Here is a 21,988-nt window from a genome sequence, read left to right as displayed (position 1 = left end):
GGTGTCCGGGGCCGCCGGGGCTTCTGGGGAGCCGCCGCAGGGGCGGCCGGTGGAGGAGAAGCAGCCGGAGCCGTCGGGGGTGGATCTGGCGCGGGTGGCGTTGCGTGCGGCGAAGGAGCAGGCGCGGGCGCGTGGTGCCGCGGCGCAGCAGAAGAAGCAGGCCAGGCGGGGTGGTGGGCTGCGTTCGGGGGCGCGGGCGGACGGGCGGGATCCGTTGCCGTTGGGTGCCGCGATCAATCGTCTGATCACTGAGCGTGGCTGGGAGACACCGGCGGCGGTGGGCGGGGTGATGGGGCGTTGGCCGCAGATCGTGGGTGAAGATCTGGCGAATCACTGTGTGCCGTTGCGGTACGACGAGGATCCGGACGAGCGGGTGCTGACGGTGCAGTGCGATTCGACGGCGTGGGCGACGCAGCTGCGGTTGCTGGCGCCGCAGCTGGTGGCCCGGCTGAATGCGGATCTGGGGCACGGCACGGTGCGGATGATCAAGGTGTTGGGGCCGGGGGGTCCGCAGCGCAGGTTCGGTCCACTGCGGGCGCCAGGGAGCACCGGTCCTGGCGATACATATGGCTGAGGGCGTCTGAGCTGGGGTTTTCGCGTCCCTGAGAGGTCTGTGGGGTGTGCTCGGAAGGCGGTCGGATTGCTGTGCCGTCTTCTCGGTGGTGCTGTCCGTCGCATCCGTGTTGTACCGGTATGTAGTGATTGAAGCCGCACGGGGGGAGTGGGGCGTCCCTCACGGTAGCGAAAGGTTGACAGGCCGAAGCGCTCAATGCCCGCGTGGGGCTCTTGGGAGCCCTTCCTGAATATGGGGAGTCGTCAGGCGCTCATTCAGGGCGGCACATGCGTACTCAGGTACCGGCAAACCCCCATTCGTGTCGGCGCTACCGGTAGACTGGTGAACAATCCCGCACCGTTGCGGGAGTCGTCGATACAAGCCGAACGCAGCCGCTCCCGACTGTCCGGAGAACGGCCTGTGCTGTGCCAGAAAGGGCGCTTCGTGGCCGATTCCGGCAACCCCAACGAGAACATTCCGTCCACACCCGGTGAGAGCGGCGAGGTGATCGCCTCGGCCGAGGCATCCGCTTCCGGCGAGGTCACCCCCTCGTACGACGCCAGCGCGATCACCGTCCTCGAGGGCCTGGACGCGGTCCGCAAGCGACCTGGCATGTACATCGGCTCGACCGGTGAGCGAGGCCTCCACCACCTCGTGCAAGAGGTTGTCGACAACTCGGTCGACGAGGCGATGGCCGGGCACGCGGACACGATCGACGTCACGATCCTCGCCGACGGCGGGGTCCGTGTGGTCGACAACGGCCGGGGTATCCCGGTCGGCATCGTGCCGTCGGAGAAGAAGCCGGCGGTCGAGGTCGTGCTGACCGTCCTGCACGCCGGCGGTAAGTTCGGCGGCGGCGGTTATGCCGTCTCCGGTGGTCTGCACGGTGTCGGTGTCTCCGTGGTGAACGCGCTGTCGTCGCGTCTCTCCGTCGAGGTCCGGACGGACGGTTACCGCTGGACCCAGGACTACAAGCTGGGTGTGCCCACCGCTCCGCTGGCCCGTAATGAGGCCACCGACGAGTCGGGTACGACGGTCACGTTCTGGGCCGACGGGGACATCTTCGAGACCACCGAGTACTCCTTCGAGACCCTGTCGCGCCGCTTCCAGGAGATGGCGTTCCTCAACAAGGGTCTGACGATCAGGCTCACGGACGAGCGTGAGTCGGCGAAGGCGACGGCGGGTGCGGAAGTCGCCGAGGTGGCCGAGAGCGCCGAGGAGGAGCAGGTCCGTACGGTCACGTACCACTACGAGGGCGGCATCGTCGACTTCGTGAAGTACCTCAACTCCCGCAAGGGCGACGTCATTCACCAGTCGGTGATCGACATCGAGGCCGAGGACAAGGAGCGTCTCCTCTCGGCCGAGATCGCGATGCAGTGGAACACGCAGTACAGCGAGGGTGTCTACTCCTTCGCGAACACGATCCACACGCATGAGGGCGGCACCCACGAGGAGGGTTTCCGCGCGGCGATGACCTCCCTGGTCAACCGGTACGCGCGGGACAAGAAGCTGCTGCGCGAGAAGGACGACAACCTCACCGGTGAGGATGTCCGCGAGGGTCTGACTGCGATCATCTCGGTGAAGCTGGGCGAGCCCCAGTTCGAGGGGCAGACGAAGACCAAGCTGGGCAACACCGAGGCGAAGACCTTCGTCCAGAAGGTGGTCCACGAGCAGCTGACGGACTGGTTCGACCGGAATCCGAACGAGGCCGCGGACATCATCCGCAAGGGCATCGCGGCGGCCACGGCCCGTGTCGCGGCCCGCAAGGCGCGTGATCTGACCCGTCGTAAGGGGCTCCTGGAGAGTGCCTCGCTGCCGGGCAAGCTGAGCGACTGCCAGTCCAACGATCCGACGAAGTGCGAGATCTTCATCGTCGAGGGTGACTCCGCCGGTGGTTCGGCGAAGTCGGGCCGTAATCCGATGTACCAGGCCATCCTGCCGATCCGGGGCAAGATCCTGAACGTCGAGAAGGCCCGGATCGACAAGATCCTGCAGAACACCGAGGTCCAGGCGCTGATTTCGGCCTTCGGCACCGGTGTCCACGAGGACTTCGACATCGAGAAGCTCCGCTATCACAAGATCATTCTGATGGCGGACGCCGATGTCGACGGTCAGCACATCAACACCCTGCTGCTGACGTTCCTCTTCCGTTTCATGCGTCCGCTGGTCGAGGCCGGGCACGTGTACCTCTCCCGCCCCCCGCTGTACAAGATCAAGTGGGGCCGGGACGACTTCGAGTACGCGTACTCGGACCGGGAGCGCGACGCCCTGGTGGAGCTGGGCAAGCAGAACGGCAAGCGGATCAGGGAAGACTCGATCCAGCGCTTCAAGGGTCTCGGCGAGATGAACGCCGAGGAGCTGCGCGTCACCACGATGGACGTCGACCACCGGGTCCTCGGCCAGGTCACGCTGGACGACGCGGCGCAGGCCGACGACCTCTTCTCGGTGCTGATGGGCGAGGACGTCGAGGCGCGGCGCTCGTTCATCCAGCGCAACGCCAAGGACGTCCGCTTCCTCGACATCTGAGTCGGCCGTACCAGCAAGCCGCAGCTCGAAAGGACTTTGACCAGCAATGGCCGACGAGAACACCCCTGTGACACCCGAAGAGGAGCCGGCCGCCGCCGGCGTAAGCATGCGTGTCGAGCCCGTGGGGCTCGAGACGGAGATGCAGCGTTCCTACCTCGACTACGCGATGTCCGTGATCGTCTCGCGTGCGCTGCCGGACGTGCGGGACGGTCTCAAGCCCGTCCACCGCCGGGTGCTGTACGCGATGTACGACGGCGGTTACCGGCCCGAGAAGGGCTTCTACAAGTGTGCCCGTGTCGTCGGTGACGTCATGGGTACGTACCACCCGCACGGTGACTCGTCGATCTACGACGCACTGGTGCGACTGGCGCAGCCGTGGTCGATGCGGATGCCGCTGGTGGACTCCAACGGCAACTTCGGTTCTCCGGGCAACGACCCGGCCGCCGCCATGCGGTACACCGAGTGCAAGATGATGCCGCTGTCCATGGAGATGGTCCGGGACATCGACGAGGAGACCGTCGACTTCCAGGACAACTACGACGGCCGCAACCAGGAGCCGACGGTCCTGCCGGCGCGTTTCCCGAACCTCCTGGTCAATGGTTCTGCCGGTATCGCGGTCGGTATGGCGACCAACATCCCGCCGCACAACCTGCGCGAGGTAGCGGACGGTGCGCAGTGGTACCTGGAGCACCCGGAGGCCTCCCAGGAGGAGCTCCTGGACGCGCTGATCGAGCGGATCAAGGGCCCGGACTTCCCGACGGGTGCGCTCGTCGTGGGCCGCAAGGGCATCGAGGAGGCGTACCGCACCGGCCGTGGCTCGATCACGATGCGGGCGGTCGTCGCGGTCGAGGAGATCCAGAACCGGCAGTGCCTGGTCGTGACGGAGCTTCCGTACCAGACCAACCCGGACAACCTGGCGCAGAAGATCGCCGACCTGGTGAAGGACGGCAAGATCGGCGGGATCGCGGACGTCCGTGACGAGACCTCGTCGCGCACGGGTCAGCGTCTGGTGGTCGTGCTGAAGCGCGACGCGGTTGCCAAGGTCGTTCTGAACAACCTGTACAAGCACACCGATCTGCAGACCAATTTCGGCGCCAACATGCTGGCCCTGGTCGACGGTGTGCCGCGGACCCTGTCGATCGACGCGTTCATCCGGCACTGGGTGACGCACCAGATCGAGGTCATCGTCCGGCGTACGAAGTTCCGTCTGCGCAAGGCGGAGGAGCGGGCGCACATTCTGCGTGGTCTGCTCAAGGCGCTGAACGCGATCGACGAGGTCATCGCCCTCATCCGGCGCAGCCAGACGGTCGAGGTGGCGCGCGAGGGCCTGATGGGCCTGCTGGAGATCGACGAGATCCAGGCGAACGCGATCCTGGAGATGCAGCTGCGCCGGCTGGCCGCGCTGGAGCACCAGAAGATCACGGCCGAGCACGACGAGCTCCAGGCGAAGATCAACGAGTACAACGCGATCCTGGTGTCGCCGGAGCGGCAGCGGCAGATCGTCAGCGAGGAACTGGCGGCGATCGTCGACAAGTTCGGCGACGACCGGCGTTCCAAGCTGGTGCCCTTCGACGGTGACATGTCCATCGAGGACCTGATCGCCGAGGAGGACATCGTCGTCACGATCTCGCGCGGCGGCTATGTGAAGCGTACGAAGACGGACGACTACCGCTCGCAGAAGCGCGGCGGCAAGGGCGTGCGCGGTACGAAGCTCAAGGAAGACGACATCGTCGACCACTTCTTCGTGTCGACGACGCACCACTGGCTGCTGTTCTTCACGAACAAGGGCCGGGTGTACCGGGCGAAGGCGTACGAGCTTCCGGACGCCGGCCGTGACGCCCGTGGTCAGCACGTCGCCAACCTGCTGGCCTTCCAGCCGGACGAGCGGATCGCCCAGATCCTGGCGATCCGTGACTACGAGGCCGCGCCGTATCTGATCCTGGCCACGCAGGGCGGTCTCGTGAAGAAGACCGCGCTGAAGGACTACGACTCACCGCGTTCCGGCGGCGTCATCGCGATCAACCTGCGGGAGACGGCGGACGGCTCCGACGACGAGCTGATCGGTGCGGAACTGGTGTCGGCCGAGGACGATCTGCTGCTCATCAGCAAGAAGGCCCAGTCGATCAGGTTCACCGCGACGGACGATGCGCTGCGCCCCATGGGCCGTGCCACATCGGGCGTCAAGGGCATGAGTTTCCGCGAAGGCGACGAACTGCTCTCGATGAATGTTGTCCGGCCGGGTACGTTCGTGTTCACTGCCACCGACGGCGGGTACGCGAAGCGGACTCCCGTCGACGAGTACCGGGTTCAGGGTCGTGGTGGCCTGGGCATCAAGGCCGCCAAGATCGTGGAGGACCGGGGCTCGCTGGTCGGCGCGCTGGTGGTCGAGGAGACGGATGAGATCCTCGCTATCACGCTCGGTGGTGGTGTGATTCGTACGCGAGTCAATGAAGTCAGGGAGACGGGCCGTGACACCATGGGCGTCCAACTGATCAATCTGGGCAAGCGCGATGCCGTCGTAGGTATCGCACGCAACGCCGAAGCCGGTCGTGAGGCCGAAGAGGTCGAGGGGTCCGAGGACGCCGAGGCCGCGGCGGCGGGTGCTGCCGAGAGCACGGTCGAGGGCAACGTCGAAGGCACCTCGCCTTCGGCCGGGGAGCACGAGGAGTAGAGCGTGAGTGGAGCCACGGGCGCCGGTTCGGCCGCTTCCGGAGCTGGAGCGAACGGTGCCCGTGGCCCTGCCACGGACTCCCAAGGGGGCACTGTGACGGACACCCGGGGGCCTCAGCCCCAGTACGAGGGTTACGCGACCGGGCCGTTGCCCGGTGAGCGCGAGCCCGCAGCGGGGCAGGCGAGTGGGCCGTACCACCCGCCGCAGGCGTATCCCTCGCCCGCGGGCGGGACCCAGGGCGGCAGGCCGCACGGCACGCAGGGCGGTGCGCAGGGCGCCGGCGCCGCGCAGGCGTCCCGGCTGCCGCGGACGGGGGCGCGGACGACTCCGCGTACCCGCAAGGCGCGACTGCGGGTGGCCAAGGCCGACCCGTGGTCGGTGATGAAGGTGAGCTTCCTGCTCTCCATCGCGCTCGGTATCTGCACGGTGGTGGCGGCGGCGGTGCTGTGGATGGTGATGGACGCGATGGGCGTCTTCGAGACGGTGGGCGGCACGATCAGCGAGGCCACCGGTTCGAACGACAGCGGCGGCTTCGATCTTCAGTCGTTCCTGTCGCTTCCGCGGGTCCTCATCTTCACCTCGGTCATCGCGGTGATCGACGTGGTGCTGGCGACCGCGCTGGCAACGCTGGGCTCGTTCATCTACAACCTGTCGGCGGGCTTCGTGGGCGGCGTCGAGCTCACGCTGGCCGAGGACGAGTAGCGCGCGGAGTATCGATTTTGGGACTGGCCCCGACGTGCGCTAATCTTCAGAAGTCAGCGCGCAGCGCGGCGGGGCTATAGCTCAGTTGGTTAGAGCGCATCCCTGATAAGGATGAGGCCACAGGTTCAAATCCTGTTAGCCCCACAGTGATAACAGAAGGCCCGGTATCTCCTCGGAGACACCGGGCCTTCTGCGTGTGATCGGTGCGGTACACGCCTGGTGTGGATGGCGGTGCGGGTACGGGTGGCGGTGCGGGTTGCGGGTGGAGGCGTCGCGTCGGGAGGGGCCGGGCGGGGCGTGGAGCGCACGAAGCGGGGCGTGGAGCGCACGTAGAAGCCCCCGTCCGGTGTGAACCGGTCCGGGGGCTCTGTACGTCAGTTGTGCGGCTCTCACGGGGGGAGGAGGGACGCGTCCCCCGCCGGGGCTCCGTGGGTGGCGTGGGCGGTGTTCCTGGATTCCGCGGCGTCCGTCGTGTCGGCGGACAGCTGGCGGGCGGCGGGTGAGGAGCCGTGTGCCTCGGCGCGGATGCGCTGCTTCGTCGTGGGTGGCAGCGCCCTGTCACGCGGAAGGGTCCAGCGGACCGACGGAGTGGTCGCGGTTGCCGCGGTCGCAGCCGTGTGCTCCTGGTTCGTGGTGGTCGGCTCCGGGGCGTTCTGCTCCGCGGCCACCGCCGGGGTGCTCATGAGCCCCAGCGCGGCGAGGAGGGCGAAGAAGGCGGTGATGAAGGCGGTCCAGAGGTTCTTGGCCTTGAAGGTGCTCATGGCCCCTCGCTTTCGGGTAGTCCGGTTTGCTTACCTTTCCGATGATGTGGATGTGGCCCTGGATTTCGCGGACCGACGCCGCGGATCCGCCGATCTTCAGATGAACACCACTCGTCTGGTGCAACCGGCCTCGACGGGTCCCCGCGGGGCGGCCGGCGGGGGCGTGATCTCCGGCGGAGCGATTCCCCGCGTGATCGCTTTTCCCCGGGCGCCAATTGGGTCGCAGGTAGGTCACCGATCGATATCGGCCGGTGTGTATAGTCGGGCGGCAGAAGTCCCCTACGTCAAGGAAAGACGAGGTCGCGCGGTGAAGAAGCTTCTCCTGGTCGCACTGGCCGCCATCGGCGGGCTCCTCGTGTACCGCCAGATCCAGGCGGATCGCGCCGAGCAGGATCTGTGGACGGAGGCGACTGACTCCGTGCCCGCAGGTTCGGGTGTGTGAGACAGAACAGCCTGATTGCGGGCCCCGGTCGCCGAGCGGCCGGGGCTTCGTGCTGTTGCGGGACCGTGACGCCTGTGCTCTTGAGTTCGCCTAAGCAAATCAATAGGTTGCTGGAGCAAAAGGGTCGGGTTTTTCGGTCGGGGGGCACGCGTGAGGACACACGACCACTGCCGCCGCACTGCGGTTGCGGGGGCATGGATCGGCGGGGCGCTGCTCGCCCTGGTGGCGGGGACGATGCCGGTCGCGGCGGCCACGCCCGGCGCTTCGCGGGAGGCGGGCGCCGGTCCGGGCGGCAGCCCGGTCATGGTGCTCGACTCGTCCGGCTCCATGGCGGACGACGACGGTACGGGGCGCACCCGGATGGAGAGTGCCCGTACGGCCGTCGGCTCCGTCGTCGACAACCTCCCCGAGGGGTATCCGACCGGGCTGCGGGTGTACGGCGCCGACCGCCCCCGGGGCTGCGCGGACACCAGGCTCGTACAGCCGGTCCGCAGGCTCGACCGGGCGGCCGTGAAGCGGGCCGTGGCGGCCGTGGAGCCCCGGGGTGACACTCCTGTCGGGCTGTCCCTCCGCAGGGCCTTTGAGGACCTCCCACGACCCGCGGGAGGGGTCGTCGGTACGCGCACGATCCTGCTGATCTCCGACGGCGAGGACAACTGCGGTGCGCCGCGGCCCTGCGAGGTCGCCGAGCAGCTGGCCCGGGAGGGGACCGGGCTGCGGATCGACACCGTCGGCTTCCAGGTGAAGGGCGCGGCCCGCGAGCAGCTCGAATGCGTCGCGGCGGCGGGCAACGGCCGCTACTACGACGCGCCGGACGCCGCCGCGCTGGCCCGGCAGCTGCAACGGGCGTCCCAGCTCTCCGCGGACGGCTACCGGTTCCGGGGCGAGCGGGTCGTGGGCGCGGCGACGCGTGCGGGGGCGCCCGTGCTCGTACCCGGGCAGTATCTCGACACCATCGGGCCCGGTGAGAAGCGGTACTACGCCGTCGGTCTGGATGCCGTTTCGACGGCGGACTTCTCGGTGACGGCGGTGCCGCAGCCCGGGGCGGCCGTCGATACGTTCGACGCGCTGCGCACCAGCATCGCGTACGGTACCGACAGTTCGTGCGTGACGGACACCGCGCGCTTCTACCAGAAGGAGGGCGCGACCCCGCTGACCTCGGCGGTCGCCCGTATCCCGGCGGAGCGGGGCACCCGCGCCTGCGACCGGGCGGGGCGGTACTGGCTGGTGGTGGAGCGGGAGAGCAAGAAGGGTTCCGACGACGCGCGTTGGCCGCTCGAACTCGTCCATGGGGTGGAGGCGCCGCCGGCGAAGGGGGTCGTCCTCGGCCAGTCGCAGTCGGAGTACGGCAAGGGCGGCAAGGACGCCGTGCTGCCCGCCGGCGACCCCCGCGATGTACGAGGCGGTACCGGCTTCAACGACGCCGAGGAGCTCGGCCCGGGTGTCTGGCGCGACCGGATCCTTCCGTCGCAGACCCTCTGGTACAAGGTCCCGGCCGGCTGGGGCCAGCAGGTGCGCTACGACGTGGAGTTCGGAGACGAGCCCACGGTGGGGAGAGGCGTCGCCACGTACTCGTACGGCGCGACGCAGCTGTTCACCCCTGCTCGGTTCCCGCTCACCGGTGGCGGCGAGTTCACACCGAGGACCATGTACAACGGCCGTCCGTCGGCGGTCAGGATGGGCGGGGTGCCGGTCGCCTGGACCAATCGGTACGAGTACCGCTCCGCCGTCCAGCCCGTGCACGCCGGGGGCGACTTCTTTATTTCGGTGACGCTGGGGGCGGGGGCCGCCGAGATCGCGCAGAACGCGCGGATCGGAGTGGTGCTGCGGGTGTCGGTGCTCGGCGACGAGCTGGCCGGCCCCGAGCACCATGCCGCTGTCGTGGCCAAGAAGAAGGACAAGCGGGGCAATTCGAGCGCCGTCGGAGACAGCAGCGGTACGGGCGGGGCAGGATGGACCGGCATTGCGGCCGCTGCCGGGGCGGGCGCCGTGGTGGTGGTGATCGCGGGGCTCGCGTTCGTGCGCGGGCGTCGCGGGCGCGCCGCACAGACGACGAGGGGAAGCGCGTGATGAGGCAGCGCAACAGGGGCCGGGTGGCGCTGGCCGCCGTCGCGGCGATGTGCGCGACGGCGGCGCTGCCGGGGCAGGCGTACGCGGCCGGGGAGGACACCGCGTACACCTTCGCTCCCGGGGCGAAGACGGTCAGCGGCGCGGAGGTCAGCACCGAGGCGTCGGCACTCACGCCCGGATCGGTCTACAAGAGCTCGATCAAGCGCGGTGAGAAGCTCTACTACCGCCTGAACCTCGACGCGAAGACGGACGCGTACGTCTCGGCGGTGGCCGTGCCCACGGACGGCGGACAGGTCGCCTACGGGGACGGCATCAAGGTCAGCATCAGGGACAGCACGGACCGGCAGTGCAGTTCGGAGGACGCCCGGTTCGAGTCGGCGGAATTCCCGCGTCCGATCGCGGCGTACGCCTACCGGAACGTGGAGAAGGACAGCAGTACCTGTCAGGAAGCGGGCACGTACAACGTCCTGATCGAGCGGGAGAGCAAGGCGACCTCGTCACCCGGCGAGTGGGACCTGGAGCTGCGCTACGAGTCGGAACCGCAGCTGAAATCGGCCGGTTCGATGCCGACCGAGGCACCGGAGCACTGGCCGTCGGCCTCCCCCGAGCCGCCCACGGCCGCCCCGCAGAAGCGCTCCGGCGGTACCAGCTACTACAACGCGACCAGCCTGGAAACCGGCGAGTGGCGTGACGACATCGCGCCGGGGCAGACCCGCTTCTACCGGGTGCCGGTGGACTGGGACCAGCAGATCTTCGTCACGGCCGACCTGAGCAACAACAACGCCTCGGACGAGTACATCGGCAACGCGCTCGCGATGTCCCTGGACAATCCGGCCCACGGCCACGTCGACGACGTGAGCCCGCTGTCGTACTCCGGCAAGCCCGCGTCCGTATCGCTGGATCCGCTGCCCCCGGTGGCGTACGAGAACCGCTACGCGTCCACCAGCAGCGTCAGCGCCATGCGGTTCGCCGGCTGGTACTACCTGTCGGTGACGCTCAGTCCGAAGGTCGCGAAGTCGTACGGTGACCGGGCGATTCCGCTGGTCCTCAAGATCAAGGTGGAGGGGAAGGCGGGGACGTCGCCGTACGCGGGGGGCGCGGGGAACTTCTCGGTCACGCAGAACGACAGGGACATGGCCAAGAGCGGCCGGAGCGATCCCGAGGCCGCCAGGAGCAACACCATGAGGGCGGTCGGCGTGGCCGGGATCAGCGCGGGTGCTGTGCTGGTGCTCGGGCTCGGCGTGTGGACGCTGCTGGCACGGCGCCGCGCGGTGCCCGCCCCAATGGGTCCGGCGGCCATGGCGGGTCCGGAGGCTTTCGCGGCTGCGCAGGCTCCGGCGGTTCCGCCCGGTTCGAACGGTCCGGCCGCGGGCGGTCCGGGCGGGGGCGGACAACCGCCTTACGGAGGCCCGCCGCAGGCCTGGTAGCCGGGCCAAAGCCGCTGCCGCGTACGGCGGCGGGGTTCCGGCCGACGGCGCACTCAGCTCTGGGTCAGCGCCCAGACACCCACGGCGAAACAGATCAGCGCCACCAGCAGGACCGGGACCGCCACCTTCGGGGGCGGTCCCGGCCGCTTCCGCGGCATGTGCGCGGCAAACCCTGCTCCCGGAGCGGGGCCCTGCGGCTGCCCGGCGGTGTACGCCTGGGTGAGTGCCGGCTCGTGGTGCACCGGGGTGGTGGGGGCCTGCGAGGGATCGGGTGCGTGCGCGGCGACCGGGGCAGCCGCGTGCGCCGGGAGCGGAGTGGGAGGCGTGGCTGCCTGTGCCTGCTGGGGCGTCGGCGTGGGCTGCTGCGGAGGCGGCGGAAGATGGAAGCTGCCCGTCTCCGACATCGGGACCGGAGGCGGTGTGTAGGGCTGCTGTACGGCGTGCTGAGCCGCGGCGCCGGGGTGTGCGGGTTGTACGGGGTGCGCGTCCTGCACGGCCGTTCTGGGGGGCGTGACCGGTCCGTCGGGTCCGAAGCCGGTGGGCAGCGGCCCGAGTTGGTCGAAGACCTCCACCGGATCGTCGTCGGCGCCGAGCTCCGGCAGCATGTCGACCGCGGCCGTCAGCGCCTTGCGCGCGCCCGTGGCCGTACGGAATCTGGCCTGGGGGTCCGGCTGCAGCAGCCCCGCGAGGACCTGCCACAGCGGCTCGGGAATTCCCTCCGGGGCGCTGGGAGTTCCGTACGCGGCGAAGTGCTCGACGATGGCCTGCGCGTCCGGCTTCTTCCCCTGCAGCAGATACAGCGCCACCAGCCCCACCGCGAACAGGTCCGCGGGGAAGTCGGGCTCCGCGCCCATCATCTGCTCGGGCGCGAAGTAACCCGGCGTTCCCACCACGTAGTTGGTCTCGGTGAGGCGCGGCTCGCCCTTGCGCATGGAGATGCCGAAGTCGGACAGCCGCAGATGCGGCCGCCCGGTGCCGGTGGCCTCCATCAAGATGTTGGCGGGTTTGATGTCCCGGTGCACGACGCCCTCCGCGTGCACCGTCGACAGCCCGGACAGCAGCTGGTCGAGCAGCGTGCAGACGAAACGAGGGGGCAACGGCCCGTAGTCGCCGATGACATGGGCCAGCGAACCGCCGCTCACCAGATCCATGGTGAACAGGACCTTGTCGTCGTCCGCGGCCCAGCTGGCCGGGGCGAGGACATGCGGATGCTCGATCCGCAGCGCCTGCTCGCGGACGAAGCGCAGCAGCGTGTGCGCGTCGCTCTGCTGGAGGACCTTGGCCGCCACATAACGGCGGCGCCGGTGGTCCCAGGCGCGCCAGACGGCGCCGACCCCACCACGTCCGATCGGATCGATCAGTTCGTACCGACCGGCGAAGACCTCACCCATTGCGCTGCGCCCGCTCCCAGTTCCTGTTCCGGCTCGTGCCCGGTTCTCGGGGGTAGTGCCCCAGGGCCTGTCGGACAGGCCCTAGCTCTGGTGTCCCTCGTAGTGCGCCACCGCGTCCGCGGTGCGCCCCGCGCCGTACACCTTGAGGAACTCTGCCAGCTCCGGGTGGGTCGGGGCGAGGGAGCCGGCGGCATCGATGATGTCACCGGCGGCCGCGACGGACCGCAGCAGCGACTGGATCTCCCGCACCACGCGCCGGACGGTCGGGGCGCTGCCGGAGTGGGAGGTCTGGCTGGTGGCGGTGAGGACGGAGCCGCCCTGGGACTTCTTGACCTCTTCCATGCGGTCGGTGGCCTCTCCCGCGCTGACGCTGCCGTCGGCCACCTGACCGGCCAGTTCCTGGAGCGCCTGGACGCGCTGGACGACCGCGGGGTTGCCGATCTTCGCCCGCTGGCCGCTCATCAGCTGGGAGAGCATGGGGGCGGACAGCCCGAGGATCGCGGCGAGCCGGGCCTGATTCAGGCCGAGATCATCGATCAGCCGGCGGAAGAGCGCCCCGAGAGGCTCTCCGTACCAACTGCGCTGAAGTTCCCGGGCTCTTGCTGTTGCCTCTTGCTGAGCTGCATCCATGGCGCGTCTCCCCTTCGCTGCGGCTTCGCTGCTGCGAACCTCGTCGAGCATCTTACGGAGCGTGGTCGCGGACCGGGAGTCCCTGTCTTTTTGCAAGATTCCGGGGGGTACCCGGTACTCTGGTCTGCGGCGGTCGCCGAGACGTTGAAGCGTCCGGTGCTGTCCGTTTTCGGGGCCTTAGCTCAGTTGGTAGAGCGCTGCCTTTGCAAGGCAGATGTCAGGAGTTCGAATCTCCTAGGCTCCACATCGACAGAAGGGTCCCCTGGACTGCGGAAACGCGGCCAGGGGACCTTTTTTGCGTGGCTCGGGGCACTTTTTTTGTGTTCATGACGTGTCGGGTGAGGGGGCCATCGGCGGCGGAGCGCCCGGCGCCGGCGTGGGTACCGCGGGCTGTCCCGCCCGGGGCGCGATCGACCGGCCCCTGGCCGCTCCGGTCGGCGTCCCGGAGCCGGCCGGCGTACTGCTGGGAGGGAAGACCGCCCGCGCACTGCCCACGCGCAATCTGAAATACGCCCAGGTCATCACCCTGTTCGCCCTCGCGCCCTACCTCGCTCTGCACAGCTGAACAGGGGGCCTCATCCGCCGCTGACGGCCGTCATGCGCCGGCCGTCAGCGGCGGATGAGGCCGAGGTCGGTGGCGGTGGCGACGGCGGCGGTGCGGGAGTCGACGCCGAGCTTGGCGTAGATGTGGGCCAGGTGGGACTTGACGGTGGCCTGGGTGAGGCTGAGCCGGTCGCTGATGCGCTGATTGGACAGGCCGTCGGCGACCAGACCGAGGATTTCCGTCTCGCGGCGGGTCAGGGCGGTACGGGGGGTGCGCAGGCGATTCATGAGCCGGTCGGCGACGGTGGGGGCAAGGGTGGTGCGCCCGGCGGCGGCGGTCCGTACGGCGGCGGCCAGTTCCTCGGGCGGGGCGTCCTTCAGGAGGTAACCGGTGGCGCCCGCTTCGATGGCGGGCAGCGTGTCGGCGTCGGTGTCGTAGGTGGTGACGACCAGGACCCGGGGTGCGCCGGGGCGCGCGGTGATGGCGGCGGTGGCCTGGGATCCGTTCATGCCCCGGCCGAACTGCAGGTCCATCAGAACGACGTCGATGTCGAGTTCGCCGGCCAGGGTGACCGCTTCCTCGGCCGTGGCGGCCTCGGCCACGATCGTGAAGTCCGATTCGGTCTCCAGTACGGCGCGCAGTCCGGCCCGTACGACCGGGTGGTCGTCGGCGAGCAGCAGACGGATGGGGGTGTCGGTCACGGCTGGGCCTCGTCGTCTGGTCGGGGTGCCGGGTGGGCGGGGAGTTGCGCTGCGAGGGCGCTGCCTCGGCCGGGGGCGGATTCGATGCTGAGGGTGCCGCCGAGGGCGTGCGTGCGGGCGCGCATGGCGGCCAGTCCGAAACCGCCGGTGGCCGGATCGGGAGCCGGCAGGCGGGTGGGGTCGAAGCCGGTGCCGTCGTCGACGACATCGAGGGCAACCTCGTCGTCGAGGTAGCTGAGGGTCACCTCGGCCGTGGTGGCGTGTGCGTGACGGACGGTGTTGGACAGCGCGGACTGCGCGATGCGCAGCAGGGCGACTTCGTGGGCGGTGGGCAGGGGTACGGGCTCGCCGGTGAGGCGGAAGCGGGCGGTGAGGGGATGCTGGGTGCTGGTCGTGGCGCACAGCCGTTCCAGGGCTCCGGCCAGGGTGGTGCCTTCCAGGGCCGGCGGGGTCAGCGCCGCGACGAACCGGCGGGCTTCGGCGAGGTTGTCCACGGACGTCTGGCGGGCCTGGTCGATGTAGCGCTCGGCGGCCTCGGGCCGGGCGGGCAGGGCGCGTTCGGCGGCGCGCAGGAGCAACTGGATGCTGGACAGGCCCTGGGCGAGGGTGTCGTGGATCTCGCGGGCGAGGCGTTCGCGTTCGGCCAGGACGCCGGCGGTGTGCTGGGCGGCGGCGAGGTCGGCGCGGGTGGTGGTGAGTTCCTCGATCAGCCGTCGGCGCTGTTCGCTCTCCCGGTACAGCGCCTGGTAGCCCCACACCACGGCCACGGCGACGGCCGCGCCCAGTGCCGGGCCGATCGCGTTGGCAGCGGCGAAGGCGCCCTGGTGGGCGGAGAAGGCCACGATCGCCGCGACGGCGGTGGCAACGACCGAAATCAGGCCGCTGCGCCGGGGCAGCAGATGGAGCTGGAGGAAATACAGCGGGAACGCCAGCCACAGCGCGTCGGCGGTCAGGACCAGCAGAACCAGCCAGACGGCGCCCACCACGCCCAGCCACAGCGCGGCGGCCCGGCGGGAGCCGCTGATACGGGGCAGCAGCGGGCCCACGGCGTACGCCACCCCCAGCGCCGTACAGACGGCGACGATGAGGCCCGTTCGGGATTCCCCCGTGCCCAGGGCCCGGACCACGGTCAGGGCGAGCAGGCCGATGATCAGCAGGTGCAGGCACCAGGTCAGGGCCCTGGTGGTGGGAGTGAGGGTGCTCATGAGATACCCAGTCTACGGAAACGGCTCATACCGGGCATCAATCAAAAGGTGGAGGGCAGGCGCCGTCCTTTGATTCCAAAAGTCCGATCCTGGGCGCGATGCCTCGGCATGGGGGCGGCGGCGAGAGTGGGGACGTACCGATCCCACACGTGGGGATGTACCGATCCCACACGTGGAGACGTACCGATCCCACACGTGGAGACGTACCGAATCCACAGGGGAAGACGTACCGATTCCACCGCGTGAAAGGACAGGCCTGAAATGTTCGTCGCCTGGAGAGACCTCCGGTTCGCCAAGGGGCGCTTCGCCTTGATGGGAACCGTCATCGTGCTGATCACGCTGCTGGTCGGGCTGCTGTCCGGGCTGACCGCCGGGCTCGGCCGGCAGAACATCTCCGCGATCACGGGCCTGTCCGCGGACCGGATCGCTTTCGCCGCTCCGAGCAGCGGGCAGGACGTGTCGTACTCCAATTCCACGGTCACCCGTGAGCAGTGGCAGCGGTGGGCCGAGGCGCCCGGGGTGAGCAGCGCCGAGCCGCTGGGCATCTCCACCACCAGGGCCACCGCGGGTGACCAGAACGAGGGCGTGTCCGTCTTCGGCGTCCGGCCCGGCTCCGGCCTGGCCCCCGACAGCGGGAAGATCGACGACCGTTCGGTGGTGCTGTCCACCGCCGCCGCCGACGGTCTCGGTGTGGAGCCGGGCGACACGGTCACCGTCGCCGGCCGGCGGCTGACCGTCGCCGCCACGAGCGGGGACGCGTCCTTCAGCCACACCCCCGTCGTCTGGACCAGCCTCACCACCTGGCAGAGGATCGCCCCGCCCACCAACGGCTACGACGGCCCCGTCGCGACCGTCATCGCCCTCACGACCACGTCGGGCGCCACGGTGGACGCGACCGACGAGGCCGTGGGCACGAAGACGGTGTCCAAGGACGACTCGCTGTCCGCGATCGGCTCCTACACCTCCGAGAACGGCTCCCTGCAGATGATGCGCGGTTTCCTGTTCGCCATCTCCGCGCTGGTCATCGGCGCCTTCTTCACGGTGTGGACCATCCAGCGCAGCGGTGATGTCGCTGTCCTGAAGGCCCTGGGAGCCTCCACCGCCGACCTGTTGAAGGACGCCCTGGGCCAGGCCGTCGTCCTCCTGGTGGGCGGCACCCTGCTCGGCACCGGAATCGCCGCCGCTGTCGGCGCCGTCGTGTCCGGCTCGGCCGTGCCCTTCCTCCTCACCCCGGCAACCGTCCTCGTCCCGGCCGCCGTGATGGTCCTGCTCGGCGGGCTCGGGGCCGCGCTGTCCATCCGCCGCATCACTTCCGTCGACCCGCTGACCGCCCTGGGGAGCGCACGATGAGCCTGAACCTGACCGACATCACCCTGACCTACCCCGACGGCGAGAGCCGCCTCACCGCCCTGGACCGGGTCGGCCTCGACGTCCCCAAGGGCAGCCTCACCGCCGTCGTCGGTCCCTCCGGCTCCGGGAAGTCCAGCCTCCTCGCCGTCGCCGCCACCCTCATCACCCCCGAGGCCGGCACTGTCACCATCGACGGTGTGAGTACCACCGGCATGACCCGCGGCGAACTGACGGCCCTGCGCCGTCACAAGATCGGCATCGTCTTCCAGCAGCCCAACCTGCTGCCCTCCCTCACCGCGGCCGAACAGCTCCAGGTCATGGCCCGGATCGACGGCCGTTCCCCGTCCAGGGCCCGCCCGCGCGCGATGGAACTGCTGGACGCCGTCGGCCTGGCCGACCAGGCGGGCCGGCGTCCCCACCAGCTCTCCGGCGGCCAGCGCCAGCGCATCAACATCGCCCGCGCCCTGATGAACGACCCCACCGTCCTTCTGGTCGACGAACCCACCAGCGCTCTCGACCACGAACGCGGCGCCGCCGTCATCGACCTGATCACCCGGCTCACCCACCAAAAGGCCACCGCCACCGTCCTCGTCACCCACGACCGCGCGCACCTCACCGCCGTCGACCAGATCGCCGAAGTCCACGACGGACGCCTCACCCTGCCCGCACCCGCCCGCTGACCACACCGACGCCGACGGCGGGCCGCGCGCGGCCGGGTGCGGCGGCCGGCAGGCCGCGGCCCGGACCCGCGCAGACCTCCCCGATGGTGGCGCCGCTCCGGGCACGGCGCGATGGACGGGTGACGAAGCACCTCCTTCCGCACGGTCGGGCGGGACTGCCCCGCCGCCGGGGCCGCAGCGATGGCCACCGGCATCCACCAGCTCGCAACGGCCGGTCGCGCTCTGCTGTGGATCGCCGTCCTCGCGTGGCTGCTCATCCTCGCCGGACTGCTGCCACAGATCCGGCGGGGAGCAGACGGATGTCGACCAGCGCACGGCGCGCGCCGGCGCGCGCCGTGCGCGCGCCTGATCCACCGCATGGTGACCTCACGGGGCACGGCGCCCCGCACGGTGTGACCGACCGCGGGGGACGACGACGCGAACCGGCGCGCAAGCCCCCGCGGCGGGGGCTTGTGCACGCCCCTGTGATGCCTGTGCGCGCTGCCCGGAGAGTACTCGCCGGGCAGCGCGCACAGGTGGTTCAGGCCAGAGGACCGGTAACGGACTCGGCCGCGGCGATCGCACTGCCGGAGGCGACGTACTGCACGGTGGCCTCGATCTCGGGAGCGAGCCAGCGGTCGGGTCCGGGGCCCTCGACCGTTTCGCGCAGGCCGTCGCGTACCGCCGCGGTGGCGGGTGACGGCGTCAGCGGGGCGCGCATGTCCAGCGCGCGGGCCGCGGTGCAGACCTCCACCGCGAGGACGCGGCCGAGGCCGTCCAGCGCGCGGCGCAGCTTGCGGGCCGCGGACCAGCCCATGGAGACGTGGTCCTCCTGCATGGCGCTGGAAGGGATGGAGTCGACGGAGGCGGGGGTGGCCAGCCGCTTCAGTTCGGAGACGATCGCGGCCTGCGTGTACTGGGCGATCATGTGGCCGGAGTCGACGCCCGGGTCGTCCGCCAGGAAGGCGTTCAGCCCGTGGTTGCGGGCCGGGTCCAGGAACCGGTCCGTACGACGCTCGGAGACCGAGGCCAGGTCGGCGACGGAAATGGCGAGGAAGTCCAGCACACAGGCGACCGGCGCACCGTGGAAGTTGCCGTTGCTCTCCACCCGGCCGTCCAGCGTGACCACCGGGTTGTCGACGGCGCTCGCCAGCTCGCGGGCGGCCACCAGCTCGGCGTGCGCGAGGGTGTCGCGGACCGCGCCGTGCACCTGCGGCGAGCAGCGCAGCGAGTACGCATCCTGTACCCGCGTGCACTCCGGCGTGCGGTGGCTGGCGACGATGCCCGAGTCGGCGAGCAGGGCCCGCAGGTTCGCGGCACTGTCGGCCTGGCCCGGGTGCGGGCGGAGCGCCTGGAGGTCGGCCGCGAACACGGCGTCCGTACCGAGCTGGCCCTCGACGCTCATGGCGGCGGCGATGTCGGCGGTGCGCAGCAGCCGGCGCAGGTCGTGGGCGGCCAGCACCAGCATGCCGAGCATGCCGTCGGTGCCGTTGATCAGCGCGAGGCCCTCCTTCTCCTCCAGCACGACCGGGGTGATCCCGGCGGCGGCGAGCGCCTCGGCGGCCGGCTTGAGCATGCCGTCGGCGTCGCGGACCGTGCCCTCGCCCATGACGGCGAGCGCACAGTGGGCGAGCGGGGCCAGGTCGCCGGAGCAGCCGAGCGAGCCGTACTCGTGGACAACGGGGGTGATGCCGGCGTTGAGCAGCGCGGCATAGGCCTCGGCGGTCTCCGTGCGCACACCGGTACGGCCGGTCGCCAGCGTCGACAGGCGCAGCAGCATGAGCGCGCGGACGACCTCGCGCTCGACCTCGGGGCCGGAACCCGCGGCATGCGAGCGCACCAGGCTGCGCTGCAGCTGCGCGCGCAGCTCGCCAGGGATGTGGCGGGTGGCCAGCGCCCCGAAACCGGTGGAGACGCCGTAGTGCGGCACCACCTCGTCGGCCAGGCCCCGGATCACCTCGCGGCTGCGGGCGATCTCCTTCAATGCCTCCGGCGACAGGGCCACCGGAGTTCCCAGGCGGGCAACGGACACGACATCGTCGGCAGAGAGCGGGCCGACACCAACATCAACAGTCATGTCTCCATGAAGCCGGTTGCGGGGGCACACCGCGACTGGCTGCCCCAAGGTTATGTCTGGGATCCCAGACACCTGCACTCCCTGTGTCTGGGATCCCAGACACAGGGTCCACACGACGCCGGGTCTATCGTCGGAGCATGAGCATCGTCCCGGCTGCCGCGCAGGTCCTGGCCGTGCTGCGCTATCTGGCGACCCAGGCCGCCCCGGTGCCCGCGGCGGCCATCAGCCGCGACGTCGGGCTGCCCCGCTCGACGACCTACCACCTGCTGGACACCCTGGCCGCCGACGGCTTCGTCTCCCACCTGCCCGAGGAGCGGCGCTACGGTCTCGGCGTCAGCGCCTTCGAGCTCGCCTCCGGGTACGCGCGCCAGGAGCCCTTCCAGCGGCTGGCCCGGGTGCCGCTGGCCAAGCTCGTGGACCGCACCGGGCACAACGCCAACCTCGCGGTGCTGCACGGCCGCGAGGTCATCTACGTCATCGAGGAACGGGCCCCCGGCCGCGCTCCCCTGGTCAGTGAGGTGGGTGTGCGGCTGCCGGCCCAGCTGACCGCCAGCGGCCGGGCGGTGCTGGCCCATCTGCCGGCCGCGCAGGTGCGGGCGCTCTTCCCGGACCGGTCGTCCTTCGTCCAGCGCAACGACGCGGGGCCCACCTCGTTGACCGCGCTGCGTGCCCTGCTGGCCGAGGTGCGCCGTAGGCAGTACGCCACCGAGGAGGGCGAAATCACCGTCGGCCTGTCCTCCATCGCCGCCCCCGTGTTCGATCACCACGCCCATCCGATCGCCGGCGTGTGCGTCACGTTCCCGAGCCGGCCGGGGAGTGCCGCCGAACGCCAGGAGATCGCGGGGCACGTCGCGCAGACCGCCCGCGAACTGACCCGCCGCGTGGGGGGCGTCCCGAAAACACCCCGATGACGACCCGGCCTCGCGAACTGTCCGCTGCCGCTACCGCCCTCGTTGCCGTCCCCGTCCCGTCTCCGCTGCCGCTTCCGCTTCCGCGTCCCGCGGACTCCGCGGACGGCGGAGCGGGCGTCGGAAGACCTCAAGGCCTTCCGACGCCCGCTCCGCCGTCCGGGGACTGCTCAGCGGCGGTCGTCGCGATCGGTGCCGTCGACACCCTCCGGACCGTCCGTCCCCTTGCTCTTCTTGTTCTCCGCGTCGGCCTGCCTGACCTCGTCCTCCGGGTCGAGCGAAGACGGACCGCTGCCGTCGACCGAGGTCAGCGGTGCGCGGTCGGAGACCTCCGTGGGAGCGGGCGGCTCGACCAGCCAGTCCGGGTTGGCCTGCTTGTCCCACCACCGCCAGGCGGCGTAGGCGGCAGCCGCCACGATGCCGGCCACGGCGAGACCCTTGAAGCACCGGCCGGCCTTCGCCCGCCGCTCGTGCTTCCTGGCGAGCTGCCTGATCTCCTTCGCGGTGACCTGCCCGCGCAGTGCCGCCAGCGCGGCGGCGCTGCGGACCGAGGCCTCCTCCGCCACGGGCTGGGCGACGGCCATCGCGTGCTCGACGCGCGGAACGGTGTAGTCCGCGGCGCTGCGCGCGACCTGTCGGGTGCGGAGCGCGGCGCGCTGGGCCACCTCGTCGACCTTGGGGGGCACATGGGCACGGGCCAGTTCGATACGTGGCGCGAGATGCGTGCCGTATTGGACTCGGGCCTGCTGGGCTGCCTTCGACACCTTCGGCGCGAGCCGTGTGCGGGCCTCGTACGCGAGATGTGCGGCCTGGTCCTTGGCCGAGTCGGCGTAGGGCGCCACCACTTCCGCGGCGTGCTGCACGCTGTCCTTGGCCGAGTCGGTTGCGGCGCGCACGCTGTCGATGCGGGTCACGGGATCCTCCTCCTTGGTGGCGGGTAGGTACTCCGCCTTTCCACCCATTTCGAGATCATGCCCGCCGAAGGCCTGCACGGCATGCGGGGCAGGCATACGGGTCATCCGGGGTCATGACTGACGCTTTCGGGCAATGCGGTGCAAGGGGAGCTTGCCGACGACAATGCCACGGTTCGGTCCAGCCCGCGCCGGTTGGTCACGCACTTGGCCGCATTTGTTCCTGCGGGGAGCGGCACGCACGGGGCATCGGGGAAGCCGCAGGCGAAGAGGGTGGCGGGCGCGGCCTCGGCGCGACGGGGACCCGATCGGGCAGGACGGTTCTACGGGCAGCACGGGCGCTCTATCGGGCAAGAAGGTGAGCGGAGGGCGTTCGGGGTGGCGGTCGGGCGCCGGAGCGGAAGGTCCGTGCGAGGATCGGTGGAACGTCACCGCGGACCTGACGTCATCCCTCGCGGAC

At 70.2% G+C, this 21,988-nt stretch carries 18 protein-coding genes and 2 tRNA genes; 13 read left to right on the top strand and 7 right to left on the bottom strand.

Features of this window, described 5'->3' with window-relative positions; all coding sequences use genetic code 11:
• Position 1: 1 nt before the first annotated feature.
• From OG306_RS19060 to OG306_RS19040, 5 genes are all read left to right on the top strand, one after another.
• Positions 2 to 574, top strand: a complete 573-nt coding sequence (locus tag OG306_RS19060; RefSeq protein ID WP_371666257.1) for a DUF721 domain-containing protein — start codon at positions 2 to 4, stop codon at positions 572 to 574.
• A 399-nt stretch (positions 575 to 973) separates the two neighbouring features.
• Positions 974 to 3,079, top strand: coding sequence for a DNA topoisomerase (ATP-hydrolyzing) subunit B (gene gyrB / locus OG306_RS19055; RefSeq protein WP_323183886.1), 2,106 nt, complete (start codon positions 974 to 976; stop codon positions 3,077 to 3,079).
• A 46-nt stretch (positions 3,080 to 3,125) separates the two neighbouring features.
• Positions 3,126 to 5,750: a DNA gyrase subunit A gene (gyrA, locus tag OG306_RS19050; protein ID WP_266747311.1), complete on the top strand. Its 2,625-nt coding sequence runs from the start codon at positions 3,126 to 3,128 to the stop codon at positions 5,748 to 5,750.
• Positions 5,751 to 5,843: 93 nt separating this feature from the next.
• Positions 5,844 to 6,452, top strand: coding sequence for a DUF3566 domain-containing protein (locus OG306_RS19045; RefSeq protein WP_266747310.1), 609 nt, complete (start codon positions 5,844 to 5,846; stop codon positions 6,450 to 6,452).
• 70 nt (positions 6,453 to 6,522) lie between these two features.
• Positions 6,523 to 6,596 (top strand) — tRNA-Ile (locus OG306_RS19040).
• A gap of 245 nt (positions 6,597 to 6,841) precedes the next feature.
• On the opposite strand, the gene OG306_RS19035 is transcribed toward OG306_RS19040, so the two are convergent.
• On the bottom strand, positions 6,842 to 7,213 hold the full coding sequence (locus tag OG306_RS19035; RefSeq protein WP_327259002.1) for a DUF6344 domain-containing protein: 372 nt from the start codon (positions 7,211 to 7,213) through the stop codon (positions 6,842 to 6,844).
• A 307-nt stretch (positions 7,214 to 7,520) separates the two neighbouring features.
• Here OG306_RS19035 and OG306_RS19030 point away from each other — a divergent pair, with 307 nt between their 5' ends.
• The 3 genes from OG306_RS19030 (at position 7,521) to OG306_RS19020 (ending at position 11,152) form a co-directional block, all read left to right on the top strand.
• Positions 7,521 to 7,655 carry a DLW-39 family protein gene (locus tag OG306_RS19030; RefSeq protein ID WP_003958712.1) on the top strand — a complete coding sequence of 45 codons (135 nt, stop codon included), beginning with the start codon at positions 7,521 to 7,523 and terminating at the stop codon, positions 7,653 to 7,655.
• A 234-nt stretch (positions 7,656 to 7,889) separates the two neighbouring features.
• Positions 7,890 to 9,725 (top strand): vWA domain-containing protein, encoded by a 1,836-nt coding sequence (locus OG306_RS19025; protein ID WP_371666256.1) that lies wholly within the window; start codon positions 7,890 to 7,892, stop codon positions 9,723 to 9,725.
• Positions 9,725 to 11,152 carry a hypothetical protein gene (locus OG306_RS19020; protein ID WP_266747308.1) on the top strand — a complete coding sequence of 476 codons (1,428 nt, stop codon included), beginning with the start codon at positions 9,725 to 9,727 and terminating at the stop codon, positions 11,150 to 11,152. Before OG306_RS19025 ends, OG306_RS19020 begins: the two co-directional genes overlap by 1 nt.
• A gap of 53 nt (positions 11,153 to 11,205) precedes the next feature.
• Here OG306_RS19020 and OG306_RS19015 read toward each other — a convergent pair whose 3' ends face one another.
• On the bottom strand, positions 11,206 to 12,543 hold the full coding sequence (locus OG306_RS19015; RefSeq protein WP_371665519.1) for a serine/threonine-protein kinase: 1,338 nt from the start codon (positions 12,541 to 12,543) through the stop codon (positions 11,206 to 11,208).
• Positions 12,544 to 12,624: 81 nt separating this feature from the next.
• On the bottom strand, positions 12,625 to 13,173 hold the full coding sequence (locus OG306_RS19010; RefSeq protein WP_266747306.1) for a helix-turn-helix domain-containing protein: 549 nt from the start codon (positions 13,171 to 13,173) through the stop codon (positions 12,625 to 12,627).
• A gap of 171 nt (positions 13,174 to 13,344) precedes the next feature.
• Between OG306_RS19010 and OG306_RS19005 the strand changes: the two genes are divergently transcribed.
• A tRNA-Ala gene (locus OG306_RS19005) sits at positions 13,345 to 13,417 on the top strand.
• 87 nt (positions 13,418 to 13,504) lie between these two features.
• Positions 13,505 to 13,738 (top strand): hypothetical protein, encoded by a 234-nt coding sequence (locus OG306_RS19000; RefSeq protein WP_266747305.1) that lies wholly within the window; start codon positions 13,505 to 13,507, stop codon positions 13,736 to 13,738.
• 44 nt (positions 13,739 to 13,782) lie between these two features.
• Here OG306_RS19000 and OG306_RS18995 read toward each other — a convergent pair whose 3' ends face one another.
• Together OG306_RS18995 and OG306_RS18990 are read right to left on the bottom strand one after the other, a co-directional pair.
• Positions 13,783 to 14,418, bottom strand: coding sequence for a response regulator (locus OG306_RS18995; protein WP_266747304.1), 636 nt, complete (start codon positions 14,416 to 14,418; stop codon positions 13,783 to 13,785).
• Positions 14,415 to 15,623, bottom strand: coding sequence for a sensor histidine kinase (locus OG306_RS18990; protein WP_371665518.1), 1,209 nt, complete (start codon positions 15,621 to 15,623; stop codon positions 14,415 to 14,417). The genes OG306_RS18995 and OG306_RS18990 overlap by 4 nt, the downstream gene beginning before the upstream one ends.
• Positions 15,624 to 15,884: 261 nt before the next feature.
• Here OG306_RS18990 and OG306_RS18985 point away from each other — a divergent pair, with 261 nt between their 5' ends.
• Both OG306_RS18985 and OG306_RS18980 read left to right on the top strand, forming a co-directional pair.
• Positions 15,885 to 16,973 (top strand): ABC transporter permease, encoded by a 1,089-nt coding sequence (locus OG306_RS18985; protein ID WP_371665517.1) that lies wholly within the window; start codon positions 15,885 to 15,887, stop codon positions 16,971 to 16,973.
• A complete protein-coding gene (locus tag OG306_RS18980; RefSeq protein WP_266747301.1) occupies positions 16,970 to 17,653 on the top strand; it encodes an ABC transporter ATP-binding protein in 684 nt (227 codons plus the stop codon). The genes OG306_RS18985 and OG306_RS18980 overlap by 4 nt, the downstream gene beginning before the upstream one ends.
• A 520-nt stretch (positions 17,654 to 18,173) precedes the next feature.
• Here OG306_RS18980 and hutH read toward each other — a convergent pair.
• Positions 18,174 to 19,709 carry a histidine ammonia-lyase gene (gene hutH / locus OG306_RS18975; protein ID WP_266747300.1) on the bottom strand — a complete coding sequence of 512 codons (1,536 nt, stop codon included), beginning with the start codon at positions 19,707 to 19,709 and terminating at the stop codon, positions 18,174 to 18,176.
• A 137-nt stretch (positions 19,710 to 19,846) separates the two neighbouring features.
• Between hutH and OG306_RS18970 the strand changes: the two genes are divergently transcribed.
• Positions 19,847 to 20,620: an IclR family transcriptional regulator gene (locus OG306_RS18970; protein WP_266747299.1), complete on the top strand. Its 774-nt coding sequence runs from the start codon at positions 19,847 to 19,849 to the stop codon at positions 20,618 to 20,620.
• Positions 20,621 to 20,787: 167 nt separating this feature from the next.
• Here OG306_RS18970 and OG306_RS18965 read toward each other — a convergent pair whose 3' ends face one another.
• Positions 20,788 to 21,531 (bottom strand): DUF5324 family protein, encoded by a 744-nt coding sequence (locus OG306_RS18965; protein WP_266752298.1) that lies wholly within the window; start codon positions 21,529 to 21,531, stop codon positions 20,788 to 20,790.
• Between the last annotated feature and the right edge of the window lie 457 nt (positions 21,532 to 21,988).

Source organism: Streptomyces sp. NBC_01241 (assembly GCF_041435435.1).
Taxonomy (GTDB): domain Bacteria; phylum Actinomycetota; class Actinomycetes; order Streptomycetales; family Streptomycetaceae; genus Streptomyces.
The sequence above is the reverse complement of the archived record's forward strand: the minus strand, read 5'-3'. Positions and strand labels throughout refer to the sequence as shown.

Excerpts from the sequence above, each read along its gene's own strand:
- OG306_RS18980 (WP_266747301.1), top strand. The coding sequence starts at position 16,970 with ATGAGCCTGAACCTGACCGACATCACCCTGACCTACCCCGACGGCGAG.
- OG306_RS19025 (WP_371666256.1), top strand. The coding sequence starts at position 7,890 with ATGCCGGTCGCGGCGGCCACGCCCGGCGCTTCGCGGGAGGCGGGCGCC.
- OG306_RS19035 (WP_327259002.1), bottom strand. The coding sequence starts at position 7,213 with ATGAGCACCTTCAAGGCCAAGAACCTCTGGACCGCCTTCATCACCGCC.
- OG306_RS19015 (WP_371665519.1), bottom strand. The coding sequence starts at position 12,543 with ATGGGTGAGGTCTTCGCCGGTCGGTACGAACTGATCGATCCGATCGGA.
- OG306_RS18985 (WP_371665517.1), top strand. The coding sequence starts at position 15,885 with ATGTTCGTCGCCTGGAGAGACCTCCGGTTCGCCAAGGGGCGCTTCGCC.
- hutH (WP_266747300.1), bottom strand. The coding sequence starts at position 19,709 with ATGACTGTTGATGTTGGTGTCGGCCCGCTCTCTGCCGACGATGTCGTG.
- OG306_RS18970 (WP_266747299.1), top strand. The coding sequence starts at position 19,847 with ATGAGCATCGTCCCGGCTGCCGCGCAGGTCCTGGCCGTGCTGCGCTAT.
- gyrA (WP_266747311.1), top strand. The coding sequence starts at position 3,126 with ATGGCCGACGAGAACACCCCTGTGACACCCGAAGAGGAGCCGGCCGCC.
- OG306_RS19010 (WP_266747306.1), bottom strand. The coding sequence starts at position 13,173 with ATGGATGCAGCTCAGCAAGAGGCAACAGCAAGAGCCCGGGAACTTCAG.
- OG306_RS19020 (WP_266747308.1), top strand. The coding sequence starts at position 9,725 with ATGAGGCAGCGCAACAGGGGCCGGGTGGCGCTGGCCGCCGTCGCGGCG.
- OG306_RS18990 (WP_371665518.1), bottom strand. The coding sequence starts at position 15,623 with ATGAGCACCCTCACTCCCACCACCAGGGCCCTGACCTGGTGCCTGCAC.